Origin of the sequence: Janthinobacterium sp. 75 (assembly GCF_004365495.1) — a bacterium.
In the GTDB taxonomy this organism is placed as follows: Bacteria; Pseudomonadota; Gammaproteobacteria; order Burkholderiales; family Burkholderiaceae_D; genus Janthinobacterium.
In genome coordinates this window covers 1,815,255-1,838,554 of sequence record NZ_SORD01000001.1, presented here as the reverse complement: position 1 = coordinate 1,838,554, position 23,300 = coordinate 1,815,255, and the positions used below count along the sequence as shown (strand labels likewise).

The window sequence follows — 23,300 nt, the reverse complement described above, 5'->3', positions numbered from 1 at the left end:
TATAATTACCGCATGAACGCTCCCATCACGCCCCACCGCCCGATCCAGGCCCTGCCTGACCAGTTGATTTCGCAAATCGCCGCTGGCGAGGTGGTCGAGCGGCCATCGGCCGTGGTCAAGGAATTGCTGGAAAACGCACTGGACTCGGGTGCCACGCAGATCACGGTACGGCTGGAAGAAGGGGGCGTGAAACGCATCGCGATTACGGACAATGGCCGCGGCATCGACAAGGAACAGCTGCCGCTGGCCCTGGCGCGCCACGCCACTTCGAAAATCGCCTCCCTGCACGACCTGGAAAACGTGGGCACGCTGGGCTTTCGCGGCGAGGCGCTGGCATCCATCGCCTCGGTGGCCGCCGTCACCCTGACCTCGCGCACGGCGGACGCTGCCCATGCGTGGGAAATCGTCGGCTCGCACAATGGCAGCGTCTCGCCGTCGTCCGGCGCGCACGGCACCACGGTCGACGTGCAAGACCTGTATTTCAACACGCCCGCGCGGCGCAAGTTCCTCAAATCCGAACAGACGGAATACGGCCACTGCGCCGAAGTGGTGCGTCGCATCGCCCTGGCGCGGCCGGACGTGTCGTTCTCGCTGTCGCACAACGGGCGCACCATCGACCAGTGGAATATCAGCGAACTGGCCAAACGCAGCGCCCACATCCTCGGCAATGACTTCGCCGAAGCGCGCCTGGCGCTGGACGAGTCGGCCGGCACCCTGCGCATTCACGGCTTTGCCGGCTTGCCGACGGCGTCCAAGGCGCGCGCCGACGGCCAGTTCTTTTATGTCAACGGCCGCTTCGTGCGCGACAAGCTGCTGGTGCACGCCGTGCGCATGGCCTACCAGGACGTGCTGCATGGCGACCGCTTCCCATCGTACGTGCTGGCGCTCGACCTCGATCCGGCCCTGGTCGACGTCAACGTGCACCCGTCGAAGATCGAAGTGCGATTCCGCGACAGCCGCTCCGTACACCAGTTTGTCTTCCACGCCGTGCAGCGTGCGCTGGCGCAGACCTCGGCGACGGCCTTCGGCAGCGTGCCGGCTCCCTTGCCGGCCGCTTCCAGCCTGGGTGCTGGCGACGCTGGCGCCGCCAGCGGTGGCCCCGGCATCTGGCGCCGCGAGCAGACGCAAACCTCGTTCGGCGCGCAATTTACGAACACCTTTGCGCCCGCCTCGCCCGGTGCGGCCCGTCCCTTCTTTGCCGAGGCGCCAGGCATCGCCCAGGATACGGCGGCCTATGGTGCCCTGTTCGGCGGCGGCACCGCAACGTCGCCGATCACGCAGGTCGAGCCCTACATCGCCTCGCCCGAGGCGATGGCGCGCGAAGAATACCCGCTGGGCTTTGCCCTGGCCCAGCTGCATGGCATCTACATCCTGGCGCAAAACACCAAGGGACTGGTGCTGGTCGACATGCACGCAGCGCATGAGCGCATTCTGTACGAACAGCTGAAAAACGCGCTGCAGGCGCAAGTCTCGGGCCAGGATATGCAGGTGCAATCGCTGCTGATCCCCGTGACGTTTTACGCGGATGCCATCGAAGTGTCGACGGCAAATGAAAACCAGGAGACGTTAAAGGCGCTGGGCTTCGACATCGCCGCCCTGTCGCCCACCACCCTCGCCGTGCGTTCCGTACCGACCCTGCTGAAGAACGCCGACGCACAAACCCTGGCGCGCGACGTGCTGCGCGATGTGCGCGAATACGGCGGCTCGCGCGTGCTGATCGAGCGCCAGAACGAGTTGCTTGGTACCCTGGCCTGCCACACGGCCGTGCGCGCCAACCGGATCTTGTCGGTGCAGGAAATGAACGCCCTGCTGCGCCAGATGGAGAGCACGGAACGCGCCGATCAGTGCAACCATGGCAGGCCCACGTGGGTGCAGGTCGAAATTAACGCGCTCGATAAACTGTTCCTGCGCGGCCAGTAGGTCGGATTAGCGCAGCGTAATCCGACACTGCAGCGGCGGCATCACGTCGGCTTACGCTTGCGCTAAGCCGACCTACGCACCACCTTACAAGAGTCAACATGCAAAATACCCCACACCTCCCCCTGGCCGTCGCCATCATGGGCCCCACGGCCAGCGGCAAGACGGCCAGTGCGCTGACCATCGCGCAAGCCATCCCGTCCGAGATCATTTCCGTCGATTCCGCCCTCGTCTACCGGGGCATGGATATCGGCACGGCCAAGCCGTCGAAAGAGGAACTGGCCCAGGTACCGCATCATTTGATCGACATCATCGACCCGCTGGACGCCTATTCGGTGGCGCAGTTCCGCAACGATACCCTGCGCCTGGTGAGCGAAATCACGGCGCGCGGCAAGCTGCCGCTACTGGTCGGCGGCACCATGCTGTACTTCAAGGGTCTGGCCGATGGCCTCGACGACTTGCCCGGTGCCGATCCTGTTCTGCGCGCGCAGCTGGAAGAGGACGCGGCCGCCATCGGCTGGCCCGCCATGCATGCGCGCCTGGCGCAGCAAGACCCCATCACTGCCGCGCGCCTGGCGCCGCAGGACGCGCAGCGCATCGGCCGCGCGCTGGAAATTATCGCCCTGTCCGGCCAGCCCATGTCGGCCTTGCTGGCCCTGCGCGAAAAGACCGTGCTTCCGTTCCAGTTGCACTCGTTCGCGCTGGAACCGTCGGACCGCGCCGTGCTGCACGCACGCATCGCCACGCGCTTCGACGTCATGCTGAAAAACGATGCCTTGCTCGATGAAGTGGAGCAGCTGCGCCGGCGCGGCGACCTGCATCCCGGCTTGCCCTCGATGCGCTGCGTGGGCTACCGCCAGGCCTGGGAGTACCTCGATGGCCGCATCGACCGCGCCACCTTGCGCGAGACGGGCATCATCGCCACGCGCCAGCTGGCCAAACGCCAGCTAACCTGGCTGCGCTCGATGCCGGAACGTATCGTCATCGATTGCCTGGGCTTAGACCCGGCCAGCGCCATGCTGGCACAAATCGTCCCTTTGCTAAAATAAGCGTCGCCACACAAGCACCGGCCAGGCGCTAGGCTCGACTTAGGCTGCGCGCCATGCCGGAACGTATCGTCATCGATTGCCTGGGCTTAGACCCGGCCAGCGCCATGCTGGCACAAATCGTCCCTTTGCTAAAATAAGCGTCGCCACACAACCACCGGCCAGGCGCTAGGCTCGACTTAGGCTACGCGCCATGCCGGAACGTATCGTCATCGATTGCTTGGGCTTAGACCCGGCCTCGTCCATGCTGGCGCAAATCCAGCCCTTGCTGACGCCGTTACAAAAATAATCACGCCGGCAAGCCGCCACGAAAAATCCACAGATTTTTCATGGCCGGCATTGACAAGGAAATGGGAAGACTGGATAATGCTCGGCTGTTGGGTGATATAGCTCAGTTGGTTAGAGCACAGCATTCATAATGCTGGGGTCGGTGGTTCAAGTCCACCTATCACCACCAAAGAACAAGGATCATGGTTCGCATGGTCACAACCAGCATCCGGTCTGACCGGTCTGTTTGGTGATATAGCTCAGTTGGTTAGAGCACAGCATTCATAATGCTGGGGTCGGTGGTTCAAGTCCACCTATCACCACCAAGAATTTGCAGTCTTGATAAACCCGCTCCTGCCTCGCGCAGCGGCGGGTTTTTTCATTGCTGGGCAGCCTCGCGTGCGGCCTGTAAGCAACACCCGCCTCATCCGCAAGCATTGGGGATTGTGGCAAGCCGCCACTGGCGCTTACAATGAGAATAATTCTCATTCATAATCTTTCGCAACCTTATGTCCATCGCCCAGCCCAGCCTGCAACAGCAAGTGCAGTCGCTCTACAGCGAGCATCACGGCTGGCTGCTCGGCTGGCTGCGCAGAAAACTCAGTTGCCCGCATGGTGCAGCCGACGTGGCGCAAGACACGTTCGTGCGCATCATCGCCTCGCGCGACGCCCTCTTCGGCATGCGCGAGCCGCGCGCCTACTTGTCTACCACGGCGAAGCGATTGCTGCTCGACCGCGCGCGCCGCCAGATACTCGAGCGCAGCTACCTGGCGGAACTGGCCCTGCTGGCCGACAGCCTGCCCGGCGCACCCTCGCCGGACGAGATACTGATGGCCGTGCAGGCACTCGAGCAGATCGCCACGGCGCTGGGCGGCTTATCGACCAAGGCACGCGACGCCTTTTTGCTGCACTACCTGGAAGAACAGCCGCAGGCCGCCGTCGCGGCGCAACTGAACGTCTCCACGCGCATGGTGCAAAAATACCTGGTGCAAGCCTTGCTGGCGTGCCGCCACGCCTGCCCGGCCATGGCGGCATGAATAGCCCCCGCACCGATGTGGCAGCCGAGCAGGCCGCGCACTGGATTGTGCGCCTGAGCGCCGACGACCCGGCCGAGCGCGACATGGCGCAGGCCGGCTTCGCCGCATGGAAGGCAGCCGACCCGCTGCACGCGACAGTGGCCGCCGGCATGGAAAACCTGCTGCGTCAATTGAACGCCGTGCGCGAGCCGGCCGGCGGCGACCATAGGCCCGCGCGCGCCGCCCTGGCCGCCATCGCCCAAAAGCGTCCCCGCCAGCGTCTGCGCCAGCTGGCCGCGGCCAGCGCCGTGGCCATGCTGGTGCTGACAGGTGCGCTGGTCATCAGCGAGCGCCCCGCCTACCTGCTGGCCGACCTGCGCAGCCCCACGGGACAATGGCAGACGCACACCCTGGCCGATGGCAGCCGCCTCACACTGGGCAGCGACAGCGCCGTCAACGTGCGTTTCAATGCGGGCGAACGGCATGTGGAGCTGGTGCGTGGCGACATCCTCGTCGATGTGGCCAAGGATGCGCAGCGCCCCTTCATCGTCGATAGCAAGCAGGCGGCGATCCGCGCGCTGGGCACGCGCTTTGCCGTGCGCAGGGAAGACGGCGCCACCATCCTGAGCATGCTGGAGTCCAAAGTCCTGGCGCAGGTTCCGCAACATCCGGCCGTCGTGGTGCAGGCGGGCCAGCGCACGCGCATCACGGAAGATGGCGTGGGCCCGATGCAAGCCATCGATGCGGCCAGCGTGCAGGAGGCGTGGCGCGCGCGCCAGCTGGTGGTCGACGACTTGCCGCTGGCCGAGGTGCTCGACGAGCTGGCCCGCCACCGACCCGGCCAGCTGCATTACGACGGGGCGCAGATAGCGGGTATTCGCGTGGCCGCCGTGCTGCCTCTGGACGACACGGACAAGGCACTGCAACTGCTGATCGACAATTTCCCGCAGCTGCGCATCCGCATGCTGACGCGCTACCTGGTGATGGTCGACGCCCCCGCCAGCGGTCCGGCCAAAAAATAAATCAGAAAATTGTGCGTTCGCGGTTCCAATTTGCGCCTCTCGTGCGTCAAGGCAGCTGAGATCATTCAAAAAAGGCTGTCACCATGTCCGTTCAAGTCCTTGCCGTTTCCCCGAACACCCTGCGCACGCGGCTGCACCCCCTGGCCCTGGCTGCCATGCTGCTGGCTGGCGCCGGCCTGCAGGCCCAGGCAATCGCCCAGGCCGTGCCGGCAGTCGCCAGCTATGCCATCCCCGCCGGTCCGCTGGCCGGTGCCTTGAACCGCTATGCCCAGCAGTCAGGGGTATCCATCGTCATCGACGCGGCCAAGGTGCAGGGTTTGACCAGCGCAGGCCTGCAAGGCAGCTACGCCATCGAGGACGGTTTCGCCGTGCTGCTGCGCGGCAGCGGCTACGCCATCGGCAAGACGGCCACCGGCTATGTGCTGGTGGCCGCGCCGGCGTCCGCACCCACGGCGGCGGCAAGTACCGCCTCGGCGGCCGAGCGCACCATGCCCTCGATTACCATCGTTGGCCAGGCCGAACAAGGCGCCACCACGGAAGGCAGCGGCTCCTACACGGCGCGCAGAATCACCCTCGGCAAGGGCGAGCAATCGATGAAGGACATGCCGCAATCGGTCAGCGTGCTGACGCGCCAGCGCCTGGACGACCAGGGCATCACGGACTTGCGTGTAGCCGTCAACAACGTCACCGGCGTGGTGGGCGTGCATGGCGTGGGCCCGGGCGTGGTGATCACGGCGCGCGGCTTCCAGATCGATCAATGGCAGTACGATGGCGTGCCAATCGACCGCAACACCTATGCGCTGGGTAACTGGGGTCAGGAAAACATGGTCATCTACGACCGCCTGGAAGTGCTGCGCGGCGCCTCCGGCATGCTGGTCGGCACGGGCAGCCCCGGTGGTTCCGTCAGCCTGGTACGCAAGCGTCCGACCGCCGCGCGCAGTGTCAGCATGACGGCGCGCGCCGGCTCGTGGGACCATTATGGCGCCCAGCTCGACGTCAGCAGCCCCTTGAACGCGGACGCCAGCCTGCGCGGGCGCGTTATTGTCGATGAAGACGATACCCATTCCTTCGTCGACCAGGTGTGGAGCAAGAACCGCACCCTGTATGCGGCACTCGACTATGACCTGGGACCGGCCACCACCCTGGGCCTGGCCATCAGCAACGTCAATGACCACGGCCGCCCCACCTTCATCGGCCTGCCCCGCTATGCGGACGGCAGCGCGCTGAACCTGCCCCGCTCCACCTTCACGGGTGCCGACTGGAACCGCAGCGAGGCCAGGCAAACCAACGTTTACCTCGACCTGGAACACCACTTCAACAGCCAGTGGAGCCTGAAGGCATCGGCCGTGAACATGAAGGAAAACACCAGTTCCGTGCACCAGCGTGTGGCCATGCCCATCAATCCCGACGGCAGCGGCGCGCGCTATGGCGACTTTGGCATGGATTTCGACAACCGCAAGCGCGGCATCGATGCTTTCGTACGCGGAAAATTCGACAGCCTGGGCGTGGCGCAGGAAGTCCTCGTGGGCGCCAGCTATGTCACGCTGGCGTCGGACGACGTCTATGCCCGCGCCTGGGAATCCGGTGCGGACGTCTTCAACATCAGACACAACCGCCCATGGCAAGATATCGACAGCATCGCCGCGCGCGGCGTGCGTCCCGTCAGCACTTACGAAGTACGCCAGAAAGGTCTGTATGGCAGCTGGAACGGCCAGTTGACCGGCAAGCTGAAAACCGTGCTGGGTGGACGCTTCAGCTGGTACGACTTCCTGTATGCGACGCCCGAAGGTCCCGAAGAACAACTCAACGCCACCGCCAAGTTCACGCCGTCGGCGGCACTGATCTACGCGCTCGATCCGCAATGGTCGGCCTACGCCAGCTATGCCGACATCTTCACGCCGCAAAGTATCCGCGATGCGCAAGACAAGGTTCTCAAGCCCATCACGGGCAGCAACTACGAGGCGGGCATCAAGGGTGAGCTGATGGATGGCAAGGTCAACACCTCGCTGGCCGTGTTCCGCTACGACCACAAGAACCGTGCCGTCACCGACTATGATGGGGGCATGGTGTGCCCCGACGGGTACTGCTCGCGTGCCTCGGGCAAGGTGCGCAGCCAGGGCCTGGAAGCGGAAGTGTCGGGCGAAGTGGCGCGCGGCTTGCAGCTGTCGGCCGGCTACGCCTATACGACGACGACCTATCTGAACGACCCGGACAATCAGGGCAAGGTCTTTTCCACCTGGACGCCGAAACACATGCTGCGTGTTTGGTCCAGCTATACCCTGCCCGGCGCCTGGGACAAGTTCAGCGTGGGCGCTGGCGCCAACCTGCAAAGCCATACGGTCGATACCGGGTACAAGTTCAAGGTTGCCGGCTTCTCGATCTGGAATGCACGCCTGGCCTGGCAAGCCACGCCGCAAATGGCCCTGTCGGTCAACGTCAACAACGCCTTCGACAAGCGCTATATCATACCGGCCTACAACACCACCGGGTCGAATAACTACTATGGCGACCCGCGCAACGTGCAGTTCACGCTGAAGTACACACCGAAGTGGTAGGCTGACACCTTGCGGTGACGGAACAGGCGGGCCGGCATTCAGCCGTGCCCGCCTTTTTTTCGTTTTTTTTCGTTCAGTGCTAGGCTTGCATTCAAGAAAACATTCACAAAAAACCATGCCCCTATCGCTTCCCCTGTCCAGCGTGCCGCTGGCCCTGGCCCTGTACGCCAGTCCCGCCCTGGCCTTCGACGGCGACTATCAAACCAAGACGCCGTATGCGCCGCAGCAGGACCCGGCCACGTATGCCGCGCCCCCGGCCGGCTTCCAGCCCATCTACACGCAACTGGTGGCGCGCCACGGTGCGCGCGGGCTGACGGGCATGAAGGGCGACGCGGCCTTGTACGCGATGTGGCAGCAGGCCGCCGCGCAGGATGCCTTGACGCCCCTGGGGCGCGAACTGGGCCCCGATATCCTGGCCCTGATGCAGTCCAACGCCCTGCTTGGCTATGGCGTGGCCGGCATCGAGCGGCCCGGCTACGGCAATCTGTCGCAGACGGGCATCGAGGAACACCGGCAACTGGCCGTACGCATGCTGGCGCGCCTGCCCACCCTGTTTGCGCAAGTGGGGCAAGACGCCGCGACGGCGCCGCGCCAGCTCGTCACCATCCATTCCGGCGTGGACCGCGCGCGCGACAGCGCACGCTTTTTCACGCAGTCGCTGCTCGAGCATGCGCCGGCGCTCGCGCCGCTGATGTATCTGCCGCCGGCACCGGCCCCGTATCCGCAGGAACGCACACCGGCCCCACAACCGGATGGCGTGAATCGTTTCCTGCTGTACGCGCACAAGCTGGCGCCGCAGACGGATTTTGTCGCTGATCGCGCCAACCCGTATTTCGCCACCTATGCCGCCAGCCAGGCCTACCAGCGCTACGAAAGGACCAAGCGGCTGGACACGCTGATGACTCCCCCCGCCAGGCAGCCGGCAGCAGCCAAGCATGCGCGCCAGGTGCTGGAGCGCTTGTTCACGCCCGCCTTCCTCGCGCAGTTTAACGGCGGCTCCACCAGCTATGCGGATACGGGCAGCTACACGTTCACCAGCGCGGACGGCAAACTCACGCGCACCCTGAAGGGTAGCGGCAAGACGGCCATCCGCAGCGTGAATGCGGCCGCGACGAAACTGTATGAGCTGTACGCCATCGCCGCCGGCATGCGCCACGAGGTGAAGGCCGATTTCAGCCGCTACATGCCGGCCGACGATGCGCGCTATTACGCCTCGGTGGCCGACCACGAGGATTTTTACAAGAAGGGGCCGTCCACCACGGACAGTGCCGGCGTCACCTGGCGTTTCGCGCTGGCCTTGCGCGAGGATTTTTTCAAGGAAGTCGATGCGCTGGCCGCAGGTGATCTGCGCCACGCGGCCAAGCTGCGCTTCACGCACGCCGAGATGATCATCCCGCTGGCATCGGCCATGGGCTTGCAGCAGGCGCTGCCGGCTTCGGCCAGCTATGGTTATGACAATCATCCATGGCGCGGCCAGACCGTCTCGCCACTGGCGGCCAACATGCAGTGGGACGTGTACCGCAACGGCGACGGTCAACTCATCGTGCGCCTGCTGTACAACGAAAAGGAAACGCCCTTCCAGCCATCGTGCGACAGTGCCCGCATCGCGCCGGGCAGCGTCTTCTACGATTACACGGGGCTCAAAGCCTGTTACGACCACGTGGCGGCGAAATAACGGCGCAAAAAAACCGCCAGCTCAGCTGACGGCTTTCGTACGGCTAGAGGAAAGCAGTTACTGCCAAGCTTCCTTGCCCTCGCGTGGCTTGCCCACCATCAACAGCGCACCCAGGGTCAGCACGGCGGCCAGCGACAGGTAGTAGCCCACGTATTGCAAGCCGTAGTTGGTGGCCAGCCAGGTGGCGATGTACGGCGCCAACGAAGCGCCCAGGATACCGGCCAAGTTGAACGTCAGCGAGGCGCCCGTGTAACGCACTTCGGGCGGGAACAGCTCGGACAACATGGTGCCCAGCGGTCCGTAGGTCATGCCCATCAGGCCCAGGCCGACAGCCATGAAGAGCGTCACTTCCCACGTCACGCCGGAACCGAACATCGGGGCCAGCACCAGGCCGAAGATGGCGATGGCGACGGAGACCCAGATCATGGTGGCACGGCGGCCGCGGCGGTCGGCCAGCACGGCCGAAAACGGAATCGTCAGGGCAAAGAACAGCACGGCGAACAGCTGCACGATGAGGAATTCCTTGCGCGTGAAGCCCAGCTTGGTCGTACCCCAGCTCAGCGCGAACACCGTCATCAGGTAGAACAGCACGAAGGTGGCCAGGGCGATGATGGTGCCCAGGAACAGCATGCGGCCATGCTGGCGGAACACGGTGGCGACGGGCAGTTTGACGACCTCGTTCTTGTCGATGACTTTCTGGAAGTCCGGCGTTTCCGTGATCTTCAGACGCACGTACAGGCCGACGATGACCAGCAGCGCGCTGGCCAGGAATGGAATGCGCCAGCCGTAGCTGAAGAACTGTTCATCGGTCATGGTTTCGCTCAGCAGCAGGAAGATGCCGCCCGACAGGAAGAAGCCGATTGGCGCACCCAGTTGCGGGAACATGCCGTACCAGGCGCGTTTGCCCGGTGGCGCGTTTTCCGTGGCCAGCAGCACCGCGCCGCCCCACTCGCCGCCCAAGCCCAGGCCCTGGCCGAAACGGCACAGCGCCAGCAGCAATGGTGCCAGCGTGCCGATGGCGGCGTAGGTCGGCAGCAAGCCGATGATGACGGTGGAAATGCCCATGGTCAGCAAGGCTGCGACGAGGGTGGCCTTGCGGCCGATGCGGTCGCCGAAATGGCCGAACACGGCCGAACCGATGGGGCGGGCGAAGAAGGCGATGGCGAACGTGGCCAGCGACTGCAGCACGGCGGCCGACGGATCGCCGGCAGGGAAGAACAGTTTCGGGAACACCAGCACGGCGGCGGTGGCGTAGATATAAAAGTCAAAGAACTCGATGGTGGTGCCGATCAGGCTGGCGAACAGCACCGTGCCGGGGGAATTTTTCTTGGGGGGGGTGCTCATTTACTGCGCTCCTTGGGGAGGGTGTCTAAAGGCCATTCTCTGGATGTTTTTTCAGGCAGCAGCACAGCACGTTGTCTAGGCGCGTTGTTGGCATATCATAGCCGTGCGCGCCAGCGTTTGCCGCGCATTTGCTATTAAATTTGCAAACAAAAAACAACGGTTTTTGTTGCCGTAGCGAACTGCCGGCAACGCGCGCTAACGCGCTGTGATCAGTACTGATGTAGAGAAACAACGGTCGTGCGCCATCCGGTTACCCGGGGCACGGCAGGAAAGGCGTCAGGGGATGGGCGACGTGTATCAGGCCCGGCGTATCGCCAGGCATTCCGTACCAGACCCGCGCGTCGGCATCGCGGCATCGGTCATTTGTGGTGAATCCTTGCCTGCGGCCCCTCCGGGTGGAGCAGGCCGGCGATCATCGCGCTGCATCACTAAGGATGCGGTTGATCTTGCTGTAAGCGGCTTATCATACGCGCAGTGGTGCAGTGCGGCAAGATAATGTAAGCCCGTTAGGCCTCGATCAGGGCAAACGCCTTGCCGATCTCCGCGCTGTCGAGCGGGCGTACGAGGCGCACCACTTCCTGGCCGTCCTTGAGAAAGATCAAGGTTGGCCACAGTTTCACCCGGAATGAACGCCCCAGCGCGCGGCCGGGCCCGTCTTCCACGCGCAGGTGCAGCACGTCGGGGTGTTGCGCAAATGCGGCGGCCAGCGGCGCCTGGGTGGCGCGGCAGTGGCCGCACCAGCCCGTGCCAAATTCCAGCAGGGCCGGCCCCGCCAGGGCGTCGATCTCGGCACGCGTGGGTTGCGCTACAGAATAAGTGTCGCTCAGCATGGTATCTCCTTGAGTCAAAATAAAAGCCCGCAAGGCGATTGTGCGCCATGCGGGCTTGCTGTGCTGTGCGCCAGGGCGCTTTACACGATCTTGACGCGCAGTTCGCCCAGGCCGTCGATGGCGCCCACCAGCTCGTCGCCGCGCTGCACGGCCGCCACGCCGGCCGGCGTGCCCGTGTAGATCAGATCGCCTGGCTGCAGGGTGAAGTAGGTCGACAGGTCGGCGATGGTTTCGGCCACGTTCCAGATCAGCATGTCGATGCTGCTGCCTTGACGCAGTTCACCATTCACGCGCAGGGTGATGGCGGCATGGCTGACGTTGCCCGCCTGCGCGGCCGGGGTAATGGAACCGATGGGTGCCGAGTGCTCGAACGCCTTGCCCGTCTCCCAAGGACGGCCCTGCTTTTTCGCTGCGCCCTGCACATCGCGGCGCGTCATGTCCAGGCCTATCGCATACCCCCATACATGGCTCAGTGCATCGGCCACGCCGATATCGCTGCCGCCCTTGCCGATGGCCACCACCAGTTCCATCTCGTGCTGGAAATCCTGCGTTTGCGCCGGGTACGGCAGCTCGCCCGTCGTGCCCGCTGGCACGGGCAGCACGGCGTCGTTTGGTTTCATGAAGAAAAACGGCGCCTCGCGGCCCGTGTGGCCCATTTCCTTGGCGTGGTCGACATAGTTGCGGCCCACGCAATAGATGCGATGGACAGGGAAAGTATCGACGCTGCCGGCGACGGGAACGCTGGGCTGGATGGCTGCGGGAATAACATACGGCATGAGGACTCCTGATCGGCACGATAAAAAGGCGGTGATGAAAAAGGGGACACCGCAGTGTCCCCCATTTTACGGCAACGTTACTTCAGCAGGCCAGAGCGGCTCGGGTCAGGCATGCGGATGGCAACGATGAAGGAAATCAGGCACATGATGGTCACGTACCAATAGAAATACTCTTCCACGTGCCAGGCCTTGAACTGCAGCGCCACGTACTCGGCCGAACCGCCGAACATGGCGTTGGCAACCGCATACGAGAGGCCCACGCCCAGCGCGCGCACTTCGACGGGGAACATTTCCGCCTTGATCAAGCCGCTGATCGACGTGTAGAAACTGATGATGGCCAGGGCGATGATGATCAGGCCGAACGCCGCGTACGGGCTGCTGATGTCTTTCAAGGCATGCATGATGGGCAACACGCACAGGGTGGCCAGGCCGCCGAAGAACAGCATCGAGGTGCGGCGGCCGATGCGATCGGACAGGGCGCCGAACACCGGTTGCAGAATCATGTACACCAGCAAGGCGCAGGTCATGACGGCGCTGGCCGTCTTGGTATCCATGCCGGCCGTGTTGACCAGGTATTTCTGCATGTAGGTGGTAAATGTGTAGAACACCAGCGAGCCGCCGGCCGTAAAGCCCAGCACGGTGATGAAGGCGCGCTTGTGCTTGAGCAAGCCGCGCAGGCTGCCCGCGTCTTTATCCTTGCGCTCGCTGGCGGTGGTCGTTTCCGTCAGGGATTTACGCAGGTTCAGCGACACCAGAGCCGCCAGGGCGCCGAAGACGAACGGGATGCGCCAGCCCCAGGCGCGCAGTTCTTCCAGGGTCAGCAATTGCTGCAAGACCACCAGCACCAGCAGCGCCAGCAGCTGCCCGCCGATCAGGGTCACGTACTGGAACGAGGCGAAGAAGCCGCGCTTGCCCGACTCCGACACTTCACTCATGTAAGTGGCGCTGGTACCGTATTCGCCGCCCACGGACAGGCCCTGGAACAGCCGCGCCACGAGCAGCAGGAACGGGGCGAAGGCGCCGATGGTGTCATAGGTCGGCATGACGGCGATCATCAGCGAGCCGCCGCACATCATCAGCACGGAAATCATCATCGACTGGCGCCGGCCGTATTTGTCGGCGATGCGGCCGAACAGCCAGCCGCCCACGGGACGCATGAGGAAGCCGGCGGCAAAGATGCCGGCCGTCTGCAGCAGCTGCGTGGTCGGGTTACCGGAAGGGAAGAAGGCGTGCGAGAAATACAGCGCGCAGAACGAGTAAATGTAGAAGTCGAACCATTCGACCAGGTTACCGGAGGAAGCGCCAATGATGGCCTTGATGCGCTGCTGGGAAGTCAGCTGCGCAACGTCATGCGGAGTATCGTGGGATGTCATATCAATCTTCTTGTTCATGTAAAAAAGCCAACGCCAGCCTGGTTGCCCGGGCTGGTTTTGCATCATACGCCCTTGATCAGGGTCAAAAAGGTGCCCGGCATACGCGTTAATACGTACTGCCGGCAAATTTTTTCGCCTGCGGACGCACAGGATCTAGACGCGTTCCAGCACCAGCGCAATCCCCTGTCCTACGCCGATGCACATGGTGCAAAGCGCATAGCGTCCACCCGTGCGGTGTAGCTGGTTGACGGCCGTCATCGCCAGGCGCGCACCGGACGCGCCCAGCGGATGGCCCAGGGCAATGGCGCCGCCGTTCGGGTTGACGCGCGGGTCGTCGTCGCGCAAGCCCAACTGGCGCAGCACGGCCAGGCCCTGCGCGGCAAACGCTTCGTTCAGTTCGATGACGTCGAAGTCGGCCAGGCTCAAGCCCGTCATGGCCAGCACTTTCAGGGTGGCGGGCGCGGGGCCGATGCCCATGATGCGCGGCGCCACGCCGGCCGTCGCCATGGCCACGACGCGCGCGCGCGGCGTCAGGCCAAAGCGGGCCGCGTTCGCCTCGTCGGCCAGCAGCAGCGCCGCCGCGCCATCGTTGACGCCGGACGCGTTGCCGGCAGTAATCGTGCCGTCGGCGCGCACGACGGGTTTCAATTTGGCCAGGGTGTCCAGGGTGGTGGCGCGCGGATGCTCGTCGCGGGCGACAACGATGGGATCGCCCTTCTTTTGCGCGATGCTGACGGGGCAGATTTCGCTGTCGAACACGCCCGCCTGCTGCGCCGCCAGCGCTTTCACCTGGCTGGCCAGGGCGAACGCATCCTGGTCAGCGCGGCTGATGCCAAACTCGACGGCCACGTTTTCCGCCGTTTCCGGCATCGAATCGACGCCATACTGGGCCTTCATCAAGGGGTTGATGAAGCGCCAGCCGATGGTCGTGTCTTCCATTTTCATGCCGCGCGAAAAAGCGCTGTCCGCCTTGCCCATGACAAACGGTGCGCGGCTCATGCTTTCCACGCCGCCGGCGATCAGCAAGCCCGCTTCGCCGCTCTTGATGAAGCGTGCCGCGCTGCCGATGGCGTCCAGGCCCGAACCGCACAAACGGTTCAGGGTGGCGCCCGGCACGCTGTCGGGCAAGCCGGCCAGCAAGGCGGCCATGCGCGCGACGTTGCGGTTGTCCTCGCCAGCCTGGTTGGCGCAGCCGTACAGCACGTCGGTGACGGCCGTCCAGTCCACGTTCGGGTTGCGCGCCATCAAGGCACGGATGGGCACGGCGCCCAGGTCGTCGACGCGCACGCCGGCGAGTCCACCGCCATAGCGGCCGAATGGGGTGCGCTGCGCGTCGCAGATATAAGCGTGGGTCATGTTCTTTCCTCCAAGAAAGTGTATCGAGTGTAGATGGTGAATTAGCGGGCGTCCCTCAGCGGCACGGCCGTCAAGGCTTGCAGCTGCTCAAAGCTCAAGCCATCGACCAGCTCGACGACGGCGGCGCCGGCGTGGGACAGGTCAATCACGGCCAGGTCGCTGTAGATGCGGCTGACGCAGGCTATGCCCGTCAGCGGATACGAGCACGCCTGCACCAGCTTGCTTTCACCCGTCTTGGTCAGCAAATCCATCATGACCCAGGTCTTTTTCGCGCCGATGGCCAGGTCCATGGCCCCGCCCACGGCGGGAATGGCATCTCGGTCACCCGTGTGCCAGTTGGCCAGGTCGCCCGTGGCAGAGACTTGAAAAGCGCCCAGTACGCAGATGTCCAGGTGGCCACCGCGCATCATGGCGAAGCTGTCGGCATGGTGGAAATAACTGCCGCCCGCCAGCAGGGTGACAGGCTGTTTGCCCGCGTTGATCAGGTCATAGTCTTCCTCTCCCGGCGCGGGTGCCGGGCCCATGCCGATCACGCCGTTTTCGCTGTGCAGGATGATGTCCGCGCCGGCCGGCAAGTGATTCGCCACCAGCGTCGGCAAGCCGATGCCCAGGTTCACCACGGCACCCTCATGGATGTCGGCCGCCACGCGGGCCGCCATTTGATCTCGATTCCATTTATTCATTGTGATATTCCTCAGGCAGCTTTGAAGCCGGCAGGGCCGGTGGCCGTGCGCGGCACTTGCACGATGCGCTGCACGAACAGGCCCGGCGTGATGACGTGCTCGGGATCGATGCTGCCCAGTTCGGCAACCTCGTGCACGGAGGCAATGCTCACTTTCGCGGCCATGGCCATGACGGGGCCGAAGTTGCGCGCCGTCTTGCGGTAGGTCAGATTGCCCCAGCGGTCGCCCTGCTCCGCCTTGATCAGCGCGAAATCGGCGTGGATGGGCGACTCGAACACATACATGCGCCCGTCGATCTCGCGCGTTTCCTTGCCCTTGGCCAGATCCGTGCCATAGCCCGTGGGGGTGAAGAAGCCGCCAATGCCCGCGCCGGCGGCGCGGATACGCTCGGCGAGGTTGCCCTGGGGCACCAGTTCCAGTTCCAGCTTGCCCGCGCGGTACAGCGCGTCAAAGACGTGGGAATCGGCCTGGCGGGGGAAGGAGCAGATGATCTTGCGCACCTGCCCGTTTTTCAGTAGGGCGGCCAGGCCCGTATCGCCATTGCCCGCATTGTTATTGACGATGACGAGGTCGCGGGCGCCCTGGGCGATCAAGCCGTCGATCAGCTCGGCCGGCTGGCCAGCGCCGCCGAAGCCGCCAATCATGACGGTGGCGCCATCGTGGATATCGGCCAGCGCCTCAAGGACGCTGGAACGCAGTTTGTCGATCATTGCTGTCTCCTACAAATCAAACACATCATCAATTTGTTCGTATAACGAACAAATATTCGTATTTAGAACTTATTCGTGAGAATATGCCTGATCGGTGCGCTTGTCAATTTGCCGTTTTCACCAGCGCCATGGCTATAATTGCCACCTTGACCCATTGGAATTGCCATGACCGCACGCAGCAGCACGCCCGTTTCCGCCGAAGAACTCCCCGATGCCGACGGCGCGCCGCGTCCCGGCGACAGCTATGTGCAATCGTTTGCGCGGGGCCTGGCCGTGCTGCGCAGCTTTGGCGCCGACGCGCCGCGACAAACCCTGAGCGAAGTGGCGGAGCGGGCGCAGCTGACGCGCGCGGGCGCGCGGCGCATCCTGCACACCTTGCTGCATCTCGGCTATGTGGAAGCGGATGGACGGCTGTTCCGCCTGACGCCCAAGGTGCTCGACCTCGGCTACGCCTATCTGTCGTCCTTGCCCGTCTGGACACAGGCGCAGCCGCTGCTGGAAGAGCTGATGCACACCGTGCGCCAGTCGTGCTCGGCCACCGTGCTCGACGGCGACGACATCGTCTATGTCGTGCGCCTGTCCGCGCACCGCACCATGTCGATCAACCTGGGCATCGGCAGCCGATTACCCGCGTACTGCACCTCGATGGGCAGAGTGTTGCTGTCGGGCTTGCCGCCCGAGATGTTGCGCGAACGGCTGTCGACAATGGCGCTGCTGAAGATCACGCCGGCGACCAAGGTCGATATCGACGTCCTGATGGAGGAAATTGCGCAAGTGCGGCGCCAGGGCTGGTGCCTGGTGCAGGAAGAACTCGAGCAGGGCTTGATCGCCCTGGCCGCGCCCGTGTTCGACCGGGCCGGCAAGGTGGTGGCGGCGATCAACGTCAGCGGCCAGACGGCGGGGCCGTCCGTAGCGCATCTGCTGGAACACAGCTTGCCGAAACTGCTCGATACGGCAAGCCGGGTCAGCGCCCTGGTGCGGGTGCAGCAGTGATTATTTTTTAAACTTCGCGCACGGGTCCGGGCGCGGTTGCGCCGGCATCGTTTGCGTCAGGTCGAACGTGCCCTTGTAGCCGCTGCCGCCCTGCTCCAGGTAGCCGATGCTGCGCATGTTCAGTTGCGGGTCGGCCAGCTTCAGCCAGCGGGGCACGCCGATGTCCTTGCGCACGTGCTCATTGCCGGCGATCAGCACCACGTCGCGCGGCGCCTGGTCGCGGATCAGCTTGGCCATCCAGATATCGCGCGCCACCTGGGCGTTGACGACACCTTTGATCATCATGTCGGGCAGCATATTGCAGCGGGCCGCCTGGACTTCCTTCTGTTGCCCTTCCAGAATATCGGCCGGTACGGGCGCGGCCAGGTAAGTGGCGACCATGGCCGGCGGCATGGCCCATTGGATGCCGTCGCGCACGATGCGCGAGGCATCGGCCGGCGACAAATTGCCTGCGACCAGGGTCAGCTGGTAGCTGATGACGAGGTCCAGCACGGGCCGGTACAAGCTCCAGTCCCAGCGCGGCTGTTCCATCACGCGGATGATGCAATCGGGGTCGGCGCAATCGCGCGCGGCGCGCGTCAGCAAGGCCTGGTTTTCGCGGTCGAACTGTTCCATGACAATCACGGGACGCCAGCCAGCCGCCAGGCGGCGCTGCAACTCTGCGACGCGCAAGCGCTGGCCTTGTGCATTGTCATGCACTTCCCCCAGCAGCAACACTTGTGGATTGGGCAAGGTGTCAGCCACGGGCGCGGGAGCGGGCTGCGCTTCCTTCTTCAGCAAGCTGCCGCAGGCGGCCAATGCCAGCACGCTGCACAGTAGGGCGGCGCGCGCGCCGGCGCGGAAAATCACGGTCTTCATGTAAGCGGGTATCCAAAGTGGCGATGCGCCAGATTGTACCGTCTCAGGCCGGCGGGGGTAGCTTGCGGCGCTCCAGCACTTCAAACAGGGCCATGCCGGCCAGCATGGCGGCGACAAACATCCAGGCCTTCGGCTGGCCCGCCAGCAGGGAGACGAGGGCGGGGCCGGGACAAAAACCGGCGATGCCCCAGCCCGCGCCAAAGGCCAGGCTGCCCAGCAGCAAGCGCCGGTCGATGCGCCGCGACGCCGGCAATTGCATGGGCTCGCCCAGCAGCGCCGTGCTGCGCCGGCGCGCCAGCCAGAAGGCGGGCATGGCCACGCCGATGGCGCCGCCCATCACCAGCGCCAGCGATGGATCCCAGGCGCCGGCCAGGTCGAGGAAACCGAGCACCTTGGCCGGGTTGCCCATGCCGGAAACGATCAGGCCCATTCCAAAGACTAGGCCGCTCAACAGGGAAAGGATCAGCTTGCTCATAAGCTTGCTCACAGATGGCGCAACAGATAGACAGTGAGGAAACCGGCCGCCATGAAGGCACAAGTGGCTGCCAGCGAACGGGGTGACAGGCGCGACAGGCCGCACACGCCGTGGCCGCTGGTACAGCCGGCGCCATAGCGCACACCCACGCCCACCAGCAAGCCCGCCACGATCAGCCCCGTCGTGCCCGCCTCGATCTGCACGGGCGGCAAGGCTTGCCACAGCGAATACAGTAAGGGCGTGCCGATCAGACCGGCAAGAAAAGCGATACGCCAGGCCAGGTCGCCACTGCGCGGGCGCAGCAAGCCGCCGAGGATGCCGCTGATGCCGGCGATGCGGCCGTTAAACAGGATCAATAGCGCAGCCGCCAGGCCGATCAGCATGCCGCCCGCCAGCGACGCCCACGGCGTAAAATTCTGCCAAGCAATATTCATGACAAGCCTCAGTCTGCTTCGTCGTTGAACGGGGGGCGCGGCGCGCAAAATTGCGCATACAGCACTTGCAGCACGGCCAGCACGGGTGCGCTGGCAACGCGGTAATAAATCTGTTTGCCGTCGCGCCGCGTGGCCACCAGCATCTCTTCGCGCAGCACGCCCAGTTGCTGCGACAGGGTCGGCTGGCCTATGCCCACTTTTTGCTCGAGGTCGCTGACGCAATGCTCGCCCTGAGATAGCTGGCACAGCAGCATCAGGCGATCGGCATTGCCCATGGCCTTGAGCAGCGAGCTGGCCTTATAGGCCGAGCCACGCATGGCATCGAGGTTGTACTCAGCGTGTTGTGTTGCGACTGTCTCCATCTTGCCCTCCCACAGGCGGTCATGTTGTGCATCATGCGATAAACAATATACTAATCAATATATTGTTTTTCTGCTGGCGATTCGCACAAAAAAACAACAGTGTTTTTTCAGCGATAGCGTGCTCATGCAAAGTGTGAGGCAACGATAGTTTTCGCGCTATCAAAATGATAAATATTCGTAATTTAAAGCAAATATACGTAGCAAAATTGCCACGATTTGTGATGTAATAATATCTCGTCAGAAAAATCGTGATACGCCCCCGTACAGGCGCATTGTCCGTCCAAGCGCATGCCGGTTTCGGCCGCGCCGCACGGTGAACCAGGGAGTCAAAGATGAAGATACTTCAGTCGCTATGCATGACCATGCTGACGCTGTCGGCCAGTGCAGGGAATGCGGTGGCAATCGGAGCTGACACGCCAGGCAACCCGCACACAGTAAACGCCCAGGTCGTGAGCGACGACAGTTTCGGCTTCAATAACACTGCGGACAATCCCGGCTGGGAAACACCGGACTTGCCGTATGCGCGCCTGCTGGCGCAGAGCACGACGCTCAATGCGCCCCCGCGCTGGCGCAGCGCCGGTGCGCGCCAGGGCGCACTGCCGCCGCCCACCGCCACCAACACCCCTGCCGTACAGCACGCGAACGTGCCGCCGCCCGTACCCGAAGCGAGCATGGTCTCGATGTTACTGGTGGGATTGGGTTTACTGGCCTTCAGCATACACGGTGAAAAACAGGAAAAATTCGATGGCTGACCCATTCCGGCGGCCAATACCGCTGCCATAAAAAAATTCCGCCTTGTGCGGAATTTTTTTTGGCTGCTTCACCTGCAAGATCTCACTTGTTGAGCAAGCGGCAAACTCTTTCGATATTGCCCACAGGAATACCAGACTTCAGGGCGCGCGCGATGCAGCCCGCCTTGTCAGGTCCAGAGGCAGACATGAGCACGAAGGCCGTGCCCACGGCGCTGACGGCGACCAGCAGGATCAGCACGCCCTTGACGATATCCCAGTTCATGGCGCCTCAGCAATGTCATACGTGAAATCATAATAATGCTTGCCATCTTCGACGCGGATGGCCAGGCTGCCCGACAGCCCTTGCAACTGGCCAGTGCCCGTGTCGGGTACCACGCTGACGGACAAGCTGGGCGTGCCACGCGCCATGCTGCCACTGTGCTGGAGGTAAAAACTGCCGTGACGCCCGTCCAGGGTGCCTTCCAGCCGTTCCAGCGCCACATAGCCGGCTGAACCTGCCACAGCGGCGCGTACGCTGAGCATCTCGCCCTGCGCGCTGGCCTCGAGGGCGCCGTAGTAGCGCTTGGCTAGCGACAAGCGTCCCAGCCCCGACTGCGCAGCTGTGTCCGACAGGGTTTCCGGGGTGATGGTGACGTCGAACGCACCTGAAATGGTAGGCATCATTACTCCTTGGAAAATGACGATGTGGCGGTCGGATCGGGCCCGTTCAGCAGCGCAAGCAATTTTTGCATGGTGGCCCAGTTGCGCGAGGTGACGCCATCGCCCAACACGACACCCAGTGCCGCCACCACCTTGCTGGCCAGCACGCCCTCGGGGCACCAGGCATACGCGGCCCATCGCCCCAGCGCCAGCGCTTCCGGCTGCCACGGCCGCTGCAAGAGCGGCGCCAGGCGCTGGACATCGGCCGGATTGTTCAGCACCAAGGTCAGCAAGCGGGCCGCATCGGCCGCGGGCGCCAGGGGATTTTGTTCGATCAGTTCGGCAAACTGGCTGGCCGACAGCACCGTCACCCTGGCCGCCACGCCCAGTTTCAGGACCAGCGCTTCCTCGATGCGGGCGGCGGCCTCGGCCGGCGCCACCGCCCCCCCGTCATATACGGCGTTGCCGCTGTTGAGTACCGTGCGTACCTGCGTAAAACCCAGGTCGCCCAGCAGCTTGCGCAGGTCGGCCATGGCCACGCGCTTGGCGCGGCCCACATTGATCCCGCGCAGGAGCGCCACTTGCTGAGTGTTTTCTAGCTGTGCCATGTCTCTTCTCCTTGCCTATGCAGGGCTGCTGCTTTCCGGCAACGGCGTCACCATGGGCAGGCGCAGCAGGAATGTCGCGCCCTGTCCCAGCGTGCTGCTGACGGTGATGGTGCCGCCAAACTGCTTGGCAATCAAGTTGAATACGATATTCAAGCCCAGGCCCGTGCCGCCCTGTCCCCGCCGCGTGGTGACAAACGGGTCAAACACGCGGTCGAGCATGTCGGGCGCGATGCCGCAGCCGTTATCGCGCACCTGCATGGAGATCCACTCGCCGTCGCGACGCACGTCGATATGGATGTTGCCGGCCGTGTCCGCGTCGAAAGCGTGCTCGACACAGTTCAAGACCAGGTTCGTCAGCACCTGCGCCAGCGCACCCGGATAGCTGTCGAGCATGATGTCAGCCGGGCAATCAATATCGATGCTGATGCGCGTCTTTTTCAAGGTCGGCTGCAGGCTCGAGATCACTTCACCAATATAGTCGCGCAATTCGAACAAACGGCGCGCCTCGCTGACCTGGTCGACGGCAATCTGCTTGAAGCTGTGGATCAGGTGCGCGGCGCGATAGGCATTGTTCATGATCAGCCGCGCGCTCTCGCCGGCCGTTTCCAGGTAGCGCACGATATCGGTTTTCTTCACGCTGCCGCCGGCCACCGCTGCGCTGAGGTGATCGGTGGCCTCCTTCAGCACCGAGGCGCTGGTCAGCGCGATGCCGACCGGGGTGTTGATTTCATGCGCCACGCCCGCCACCAGGCTGCCCAGCGAAGCCAGGCGTTCCGACTGCAGCAACGATTCCTGCGCGCGGCGCAGCTCGTCCATCGCCTGCGCCGTTTCCTGCTGCGAGCGGCGCGCCATGTCTTCCGCCTCGCGGCTGCCCTCGATGATGGACTTGAGCTTGCGCTGCACGCCATTGAAGCCGCGGATCACGTCGCCCAGTTCATCGCGCCGGTTTTCCGGCAGCTCTTCGACCTCGTCGCTGCCGCGCGTGGCCAGGTCGAACAAGCCGTCGCGCAACTGCTTCAAGGGCCCGAAGACGATGCGCAGGCTCAGCGCCAGGGCGCCCACCAGGATGATGTCAAGCAGCAACACTTCCAGGACCTTGCGCCGCACTTCGCCGCGCAGGGCCGCATCGATCTGCGCGCGGCTGAAATTGACGATGACCTTGCCGACGATTACCGGTTTACCGCCCGTGGCCGCCGCCACGGCATCGCGGAACACCAGCGGCGCCTCAACGGGCGTGCCGCCCATGGCCACATCGGAGGTCAAAGGCACCAGGGTGCCGGCCGCGTCGCGTACTTCGCCCGCGAACAGGCCCACGGAGGCGTCGTAGACACGGATGCCGACCAGTTCCGGCGGCAGCATTTCAGCCGCGACAATACTGTCGACCTTGGATTTATCGAGATCCCACAGGGCCGAAGGCAAGCTCGTCTGCAAGCGCGTGAGCACGCCGCTGCGCAAGCGCGCGCTGCCCGATTCGAGTTCCTGACTCAGTGTATATTGGGTGTAGCTGCCAGAAATGCCGAGCACCAAGGTGACGATCACGACAAAAAGCAGGGTCAGCCGGACTTGGATACTCACCATCGATCAACACTCCCCGGGCCAGGCCTGCCGC

General features: G+C 63.9%; 23 protein-coding genes and 2 tRNA genes. 10 read left to right on the top strand and 15 right to left on the bottom strand.

The genetic code is table 11. The annotated features are described in order from the left end of the window. The first annotated feature begins 12 nt into the window (after positions 1 to 12). From mutL to C8C89_RS08355, 8 genes are all read left to right on the top strand, one after another. The gene (mutL, locus tag C8C89_RS08390) at positions 13 to 1,920 is read left to right on the top strand and encodes a DNA mismatch repair endonuclease MutL (protein ID WP_133989335.1); all 1,908 of its coding nucleotides are present in this window, start codon (positions 13 to 15) and stop codon (positions 1,918 to 1,920) included. 98 nt (positions 1,921 to 2,018) lie between these two features. After that, positions 2,019 to 2,966, top strand: coding sequence for a tRNA (adenosine(37)-N6)-dimethylallyltransferase MiaA (gene miaA, locus C8C89_RS08385; protein WP_133989334.1), 948 nt, complete (start codon positions 2,019 to 2,021; stop codon positions 2,964 to 2,966). A 377-nt stretch (positions 2,967 to 3,343) separates the two neighbouring features. Next, a tRNA-Met gene (locus tag C8C89_RS08380) sits at positions 3,344 to 3,420 on the top strand. 59 nt (positions 3,421 to 3,479) lie between these two features. Further along, positions 3,480 to 3,556, top strand: a tRNA-Met gene (locus C8C89_RS08375). Positions 3,557 to 3,739: 183 nt separating this feature from the next. Then, positions 3,740 to 4,267, top strand: a complete 528-nt coding sequence (locus C8C89_RS08370) for a sigma-70 family RNA polymerase sigma factor (protein WP_133989333.1) — start codon at positions 3,740 to 3,742, stop codon at positions 4,265 to 4,267. Further along, positions 4,264 to 5,268, top strand: coding sequence for a FecR domain-containing protein (locus tag C8C89_RS08365; RefSeq protein WP_133989332.1), 1,005 nt, complete (start codon positions 4,264 to 4,266; stop codon positions 5,266 to 5,268). The genes C8C89_RS08370 and C8C89_RS08365 overlap by 4 nt, the downstream gene beginning before the upstream one ends. Positions 5,269 to 5,351: 83 nt before the next feature. Next, a complete protein-coding gene (locus C8C89_RS08360) occupies positions 5,352 to 7,823 on the top strand; it encodes a TonB-dependent receptor (protein WP_133989331.1) in 2,472 nt (823 codons plus the stop codon). A gap of 115 nt (positions 7,824 to 7,938) precedes the next feature. Then, positions 7,939 to 9,498, top strand: coding sequence for a histidine-type phosphatase (locus C8C89_RS08355; protein WP_243857938.1), 1,560 nt, complete (start codon positions 7,939 to 7,941; stop codon positions 9,496 to 9,498). A gap of 57 nt (positions 9,499 to 9,555) precedes the next feature. Here the strand turns inward: C8C89_RS08355 and C8C89_RS08350 are convergent, their stop codons facing one another. The 7 genes from C8C89_RS08350 to C8C89_RS08320 form a co-directional block, all read right to left on the bottom strand. Continuing rightward, positions 9,556 to 10,842, bottom strand: coding sequence for an MFS transporter (locus C8C89_RS08350; RefSeq protein ID WP_133989330.1), 1,287 nt, complete (start codon positions 10,840 to 10,842; stop codon positions 9,556 to 9,558). A gap of 506 nt (positions 10,843 to 11,348) precedes the next feature. Beyond that, positions 11,349 to 11,672 carry a thioredoxin family protein gene (locus C8C89_RS08345; RefSeq protein WP_133989329.1) on the bottom strand — a complete coding sequence of 108 codons (324 nt, stop codon included), beginning with the start codon at positions 11,670 to 11,672 and terminating at the stop codon, positions 11,349 to 11,351. Positions 11,673 to 11,752: 80 nt separating this feature from the next. Next, entirely contained in the window at positions 11,753 to 12,448 is a 696-nt protein-coding gene (locus C8C89_RS08340) for a fumarylacetoacetate hydrolase family protein (protein ID WP_133989328.1), read from the bottom strand. A 77-nt stretch (positions 12,449 to 12,525) separates the two neighbouring features. After that, positions 12,526 to 13,821, bottom strand: a complete 1,296-nt coding sequence (locus tag C8C89_RS08335) for an MFS family transporter (protein ID WP_101484721.1) — start codon at positions 13,819 to 13,821, stop codon at positions 12,526 to 12,528. 153 nt (positions 13,822 to 13,974) lie between these two features. After that, positions 13,975 to 15,177 (bottom strand): 3-oxoadipyl-CoA thiolase, encoded by a 1,203-nt coding sequence (gene pcaF / locus C8C89_RS08330; RefSeq protein WP_133989327.1) that lies wholly within the window; start codon positions 15,175 to 15,177, stop codon positions 13,975 to 13,977. Positions 15,178 to 15,218: 41 nt separating this feature from the next. Further along, positions 15,219 to 15,860, bottom strand: a complete 642-nt coding sequence (locus tag C8C89_RS08325; protein WP_133989326.1) for a 3-oxoacid CoA-transferase subunit B — start codon at positions 15,858 to 15,860, stop codon at positions 15,219 to 15,221. Positions 15,861 to 15,871: 11 nt separating this feature from the next. Then, a complete protein-coding gene (locus C8C89_RS08320) occupies positions 15,872 to 16,570 on the bottom strand; it encodes a 3-oxoacid CoA-transferase subunit A (RefSeq protein WP_101482721.1) in 699 nt (232 codons plus the stop codon). A gap of 165 nt (positions 16,571 to 16,735) precedes the next feature. On the opposite strand from C8C89_RS08320, the gene C8C89_RS08315 reads away from it, so the two are divergent. After that, positions 16,736 to 17,563: an IclR family transcriptional regulator C-terminal domain-containing protein gene (locus C8C89_RS08315; RefSeq protein WP_133989325.1), complete on the top strand. Its 828-nt coding sequence runs from the start codon at positions 16,736 to 16,738 to the stop codon at positions 17,561 to 17,563. Here the strand turns inward: C8C89_RS08315 and C8C89_RS08310 are convergent, their stop codons facing one another. The 4 genes from C8C89_RS08310 to C8C89_RS08295 are packed head-to-tail and all read right to left on the bottom strand — an operon-like array spanning position 17,564 to position 19,692. After that, entirely contained in the window at positions 17,564 to 18,421 is an 858-nt protein-coding gene (locus C8C89_RS08310) for a ChaN family lipoprotein (protein ID WP_133989324.1), read from the bottom strand. It abuts the gene before it with no gap. A gap of 43 nt (positions 18,422 to 18,464) precedes the next feature. After that, positions 18,465 to 18,896, bottom strand: a complete 432-nt coding sequence (locus tag C8C89_RS08305; RefSeq protein ID WP_133989323.1) for a YeeE/YedE family protein — start codon at positions 18,894 to 18,896, stop codon at positions 18,465 to 18,467. Positions 18,897 to 18,904: 8 nt separating this feature from the next. Beyond that, a complete protein-coding gene (locus C8C89_RS08300; protein ID WP_133989322.1) occupies positions 18,905 to 19,330 on the bottom strand; it encodes a YeeE/YedE family protein in 426 nt (141 codons plus the stop codon). Positions 19,331 to 19,338: 8 nt separating this feature from the next. Beyond that, positions 19,339 to 19,692 carry a metalloregulator ArsR/SmtB family transcription factor gene (locus C8C89_RS08295; protein ID WP_070310209.1) on the bottom strand — a complete coding sequence of 118 codons (354 nt, stop codon included), beginning with the start codon at positions 19,690 to 19,692 and terminating at the stop codon, positions 19,339 to 19,341. 332 nt (positions 19,693 to 20,024) lie between these two features. On the opposite strand from C8C89_RS08295, the gene C8C89_RS08290 reads away from it, so the two are divergent. Continuing rightward, entirely contained in the window at positions 20,025 to 20,444 is a 420-nt protein-coding gene (locus tag C8C89_RS08290; RefSeq protein WP_133989321.1) for a hypothetical protein, read from the top strand. Positions 20,445 to 20,526: 82 nt separating this feature from the next. On the opposite strand, the gene C8C89_RS08285 is transcribed toward C8C89_RS08290, so the two are convergent. From C8C89_RS08285 to C8C89_RS08270, 4 genes are read right to left on the bottom strand one after another with little or no spacing between them, the layout of a single operon-like run. Then, complete coding sequence (locus C8C89_RS08285) at positions 20,527 to 20,706, bottom strand: hypothetical protein (RefSeq protein WP_101482727.1); 180 nt, start codon at positions 20,704 to 20,706, stop codon at positions 20,527 to 20,529. Further along, a complete protein-coding gene (locus tag C8C89_RS08280; protein WP_133989320.1) occupies positions 20,703 to 21,104 on the bottom strand; it encodes a DUF3224 domain-containing protein in 402 nt (133 codons plus the stop codon). Before C8C89_RS08280 ends, C8C89_RS08285 begins: the two co-directional genes overlap by 4 nt. A 2-nt stretch (positions 21,105 to 21,106) precedes the next feature. Then, positions 21,107 to 21,691, bottom strand: coding sequence for a DUF1697 domain-containing protein (locus tag C8C89_RS08275; RefSeq protein WP_133989319.1), 585 nt, complete (start codon positions 21,689 to 21,691; stop codon positions 21,107 to 21,109). Between the two features lie 15 nt (positions 21,692 to 21,706). Further along, the gene (locus tag C8C89_RS08270; protein ID WP_133989318.1) at positions 21,707 to 23,269 is read right to left on the bottom strand and encodes a HAMP domain-containing sensor histidine kinase; all 1,563 of its coding nucleotides are present in this window, start codon (positions 23,267 to 23,269) and stop codon (positions 21,707 to 21,709) included. Positions 23,270 to 23,300: the final 31 nt, after the last annotated feature.

What these genes read in the sequence shown, in the direction of transcription:
- miaA (WP_133989334.1), top strand. Translation starts at nt 2,019, where the DNA reads ATGCAAAATACCCCACACCTCCCCCTGGCCGTCGCCATCATGGGCCCC.
- C8C89_RS08295 (WP_070310209.1), bottom strand. Translation starts at nt 19,692, where the DNA reads ATGGAGACAGTCGCAACACAACACGCTGAGTACAACCTCGATGCCATG.
- C8C89_RS08345 (WP_133989329.1), bottom strand. Translation starts at nt 11,672, where the DNA reads ATGCTGAGCGACACTTATTCTGTAGCGCAACCCACGCGTGCCGAGATC.
- C8C89_RS08305 (WP_133989323.1), bottom strand. Translation starts at nt 18,896, where the DNA reads ATGAGCAAGCTGATCCTTTCCCTGTTGAGCGGCCTAGTCTTTGGAATG.
- C8C89_RS08340 (WP_133989328.1), bottom strand. Translation starts at nt 12,448, where the DNA reads ATGCCGTATGTTATTCCCGCAGCCATCCAGCCCAGCGTTCCCGTCGCC.
- C8C89_RS08275 (WP_133989319.1), bottom strand. Translation starts at nt 21,691, where the DNA reads ATGGCACAGCTAGAAAACACTCAGCAAGTGGCGCTCCTGCGCGGGATC.
- C8C89_RS08325 (WP_133989326.1), bottom strand. Translation starts at nt 15,860, where the DNA reads ATGAATAAATGGAATCGAGATCAAATGGCGGCCCGCGTGGCGGCCGAC.
- C8C89_RS08310 (WP_133989324.1), bottom strand. Translation starts at nt 18,421, where the DNA reads ATGAAGACCGTGATTTTCCGCGCCGGCGCGCGCGCCGCCCTACTGTGC.
- C8C89_RS08365 (WP_133989332.1), top strand. Translation starts at nt 4,264, where the DNA reads ATGAATAGCCCCCGCACCGATGTGGCAGCCGAGCAGGCCGCGCACTGG.
- mutL (WP_133989335.1), top strand. Translation starts at nt 13, where the DNA reads ATGAACGCTCCCATCACGCCCCACCGCCCGATCCAGGCCCTGCCTGAC.
- C8C89_RS08360 (WP_133989331.1), top strand. Translation starts at nt 5,352, where the DNA reads ATGTCCGTTCAAGTCCTTGCCGTTTCCCCGAACACCCTGCGCACGCGG.
- C8C89_RS08270 (WP_133989318.1), bottom strand. Translation starts at nt 23,269, where the DNA reads ATGGTGAGTATCCAAGTCCGGCTGACCCTGCTTTTTGTCGTGATCGTC.
- C8C89_RS08280 (WP_133989320.1), bottom strand. Translation starts at nt 21,104, where the DNA reads ATGCCTACCATTTCAGGTGCGTTCGACGTCACCATCACCCCGGAAACC.
- C8C89_RS08315 (WP_133989325.1), top strand. Translation starts at nt 16,736, where the DNA reads ATGACCGCACGCAGCAGCACGCCCGTTTCCGCCGAAGAACTCCCCGAT.
- C8C89_RS08290 (WP_133989321.1), top strand. Translation starts at nt 20,025, where the DNA reads ATGAAGATACTTCAGTCGCTATGCATGACCATGCTGACGCTGTCGGCC.
- C8C89_RS08285 (WP_101482727.1), bottom strand. Translation starts at nt 20,706, where the DNA reads ATGAACTGGGATATCGTCAAGGGCGTGCTGATCCTGCTGGTCGCCGTC.
- C8C89_RS08370 (WP_133989333.1), top strand. Translation starts at nt 3,740, where the DNA reads ATGTCCATCGCCCAGCCCAGCCTGCAACAGCAAGTGCAGTCGCTCTAC.
- C8C89_RS08335 (WP_101484721.1), bottom strand. Translation starts at nt 13,821, where the DNA reads ATGACATCCCACGATACTCCGCATGACGTTGCGCAGCTGACTTCCCAG.
- C8C89_RS08355 (WP_243857938.1), top strand. Translation starts at nt 7,939, where the DNA reads ATGCCCCTATCGCTTCCCCTGTCCAGCGTGCCGCTGGCCCTGGCCCTG.
- C8C89_RS08320 (WP_101482721.1), bottom strand. Translation starts at nt 16,570, where the DNA reads ATGATCGACAAACTGCGTTCCAGCGTCCTTGAGGCGCTGGCCGATATC.
- pcaF (WP_133989327.1), bottom strand. Translation starts at nt 15,177, where the DNA reads ATGACCCACGCTTATATCTGCGACGCGCAGCGCACCCCATTCGGCCGC.
- C8C89_RS08300 (WP_133989322.1), bottom strand. Translation starts at nt 19,330, where the DNA reads ATGAATATTGCTTGGCAGAATTTTACGCCGTGGGCGTCGCTGGCGGGC.
- C8C89_RS08350 (WP_133989330.1), bottom strand. Translation starts at nt 10,842, where the DNA reads ATGAGCACCCCCCCCAAGAAAAATTCCCCCGGCACGGTGCTGTTCGCC.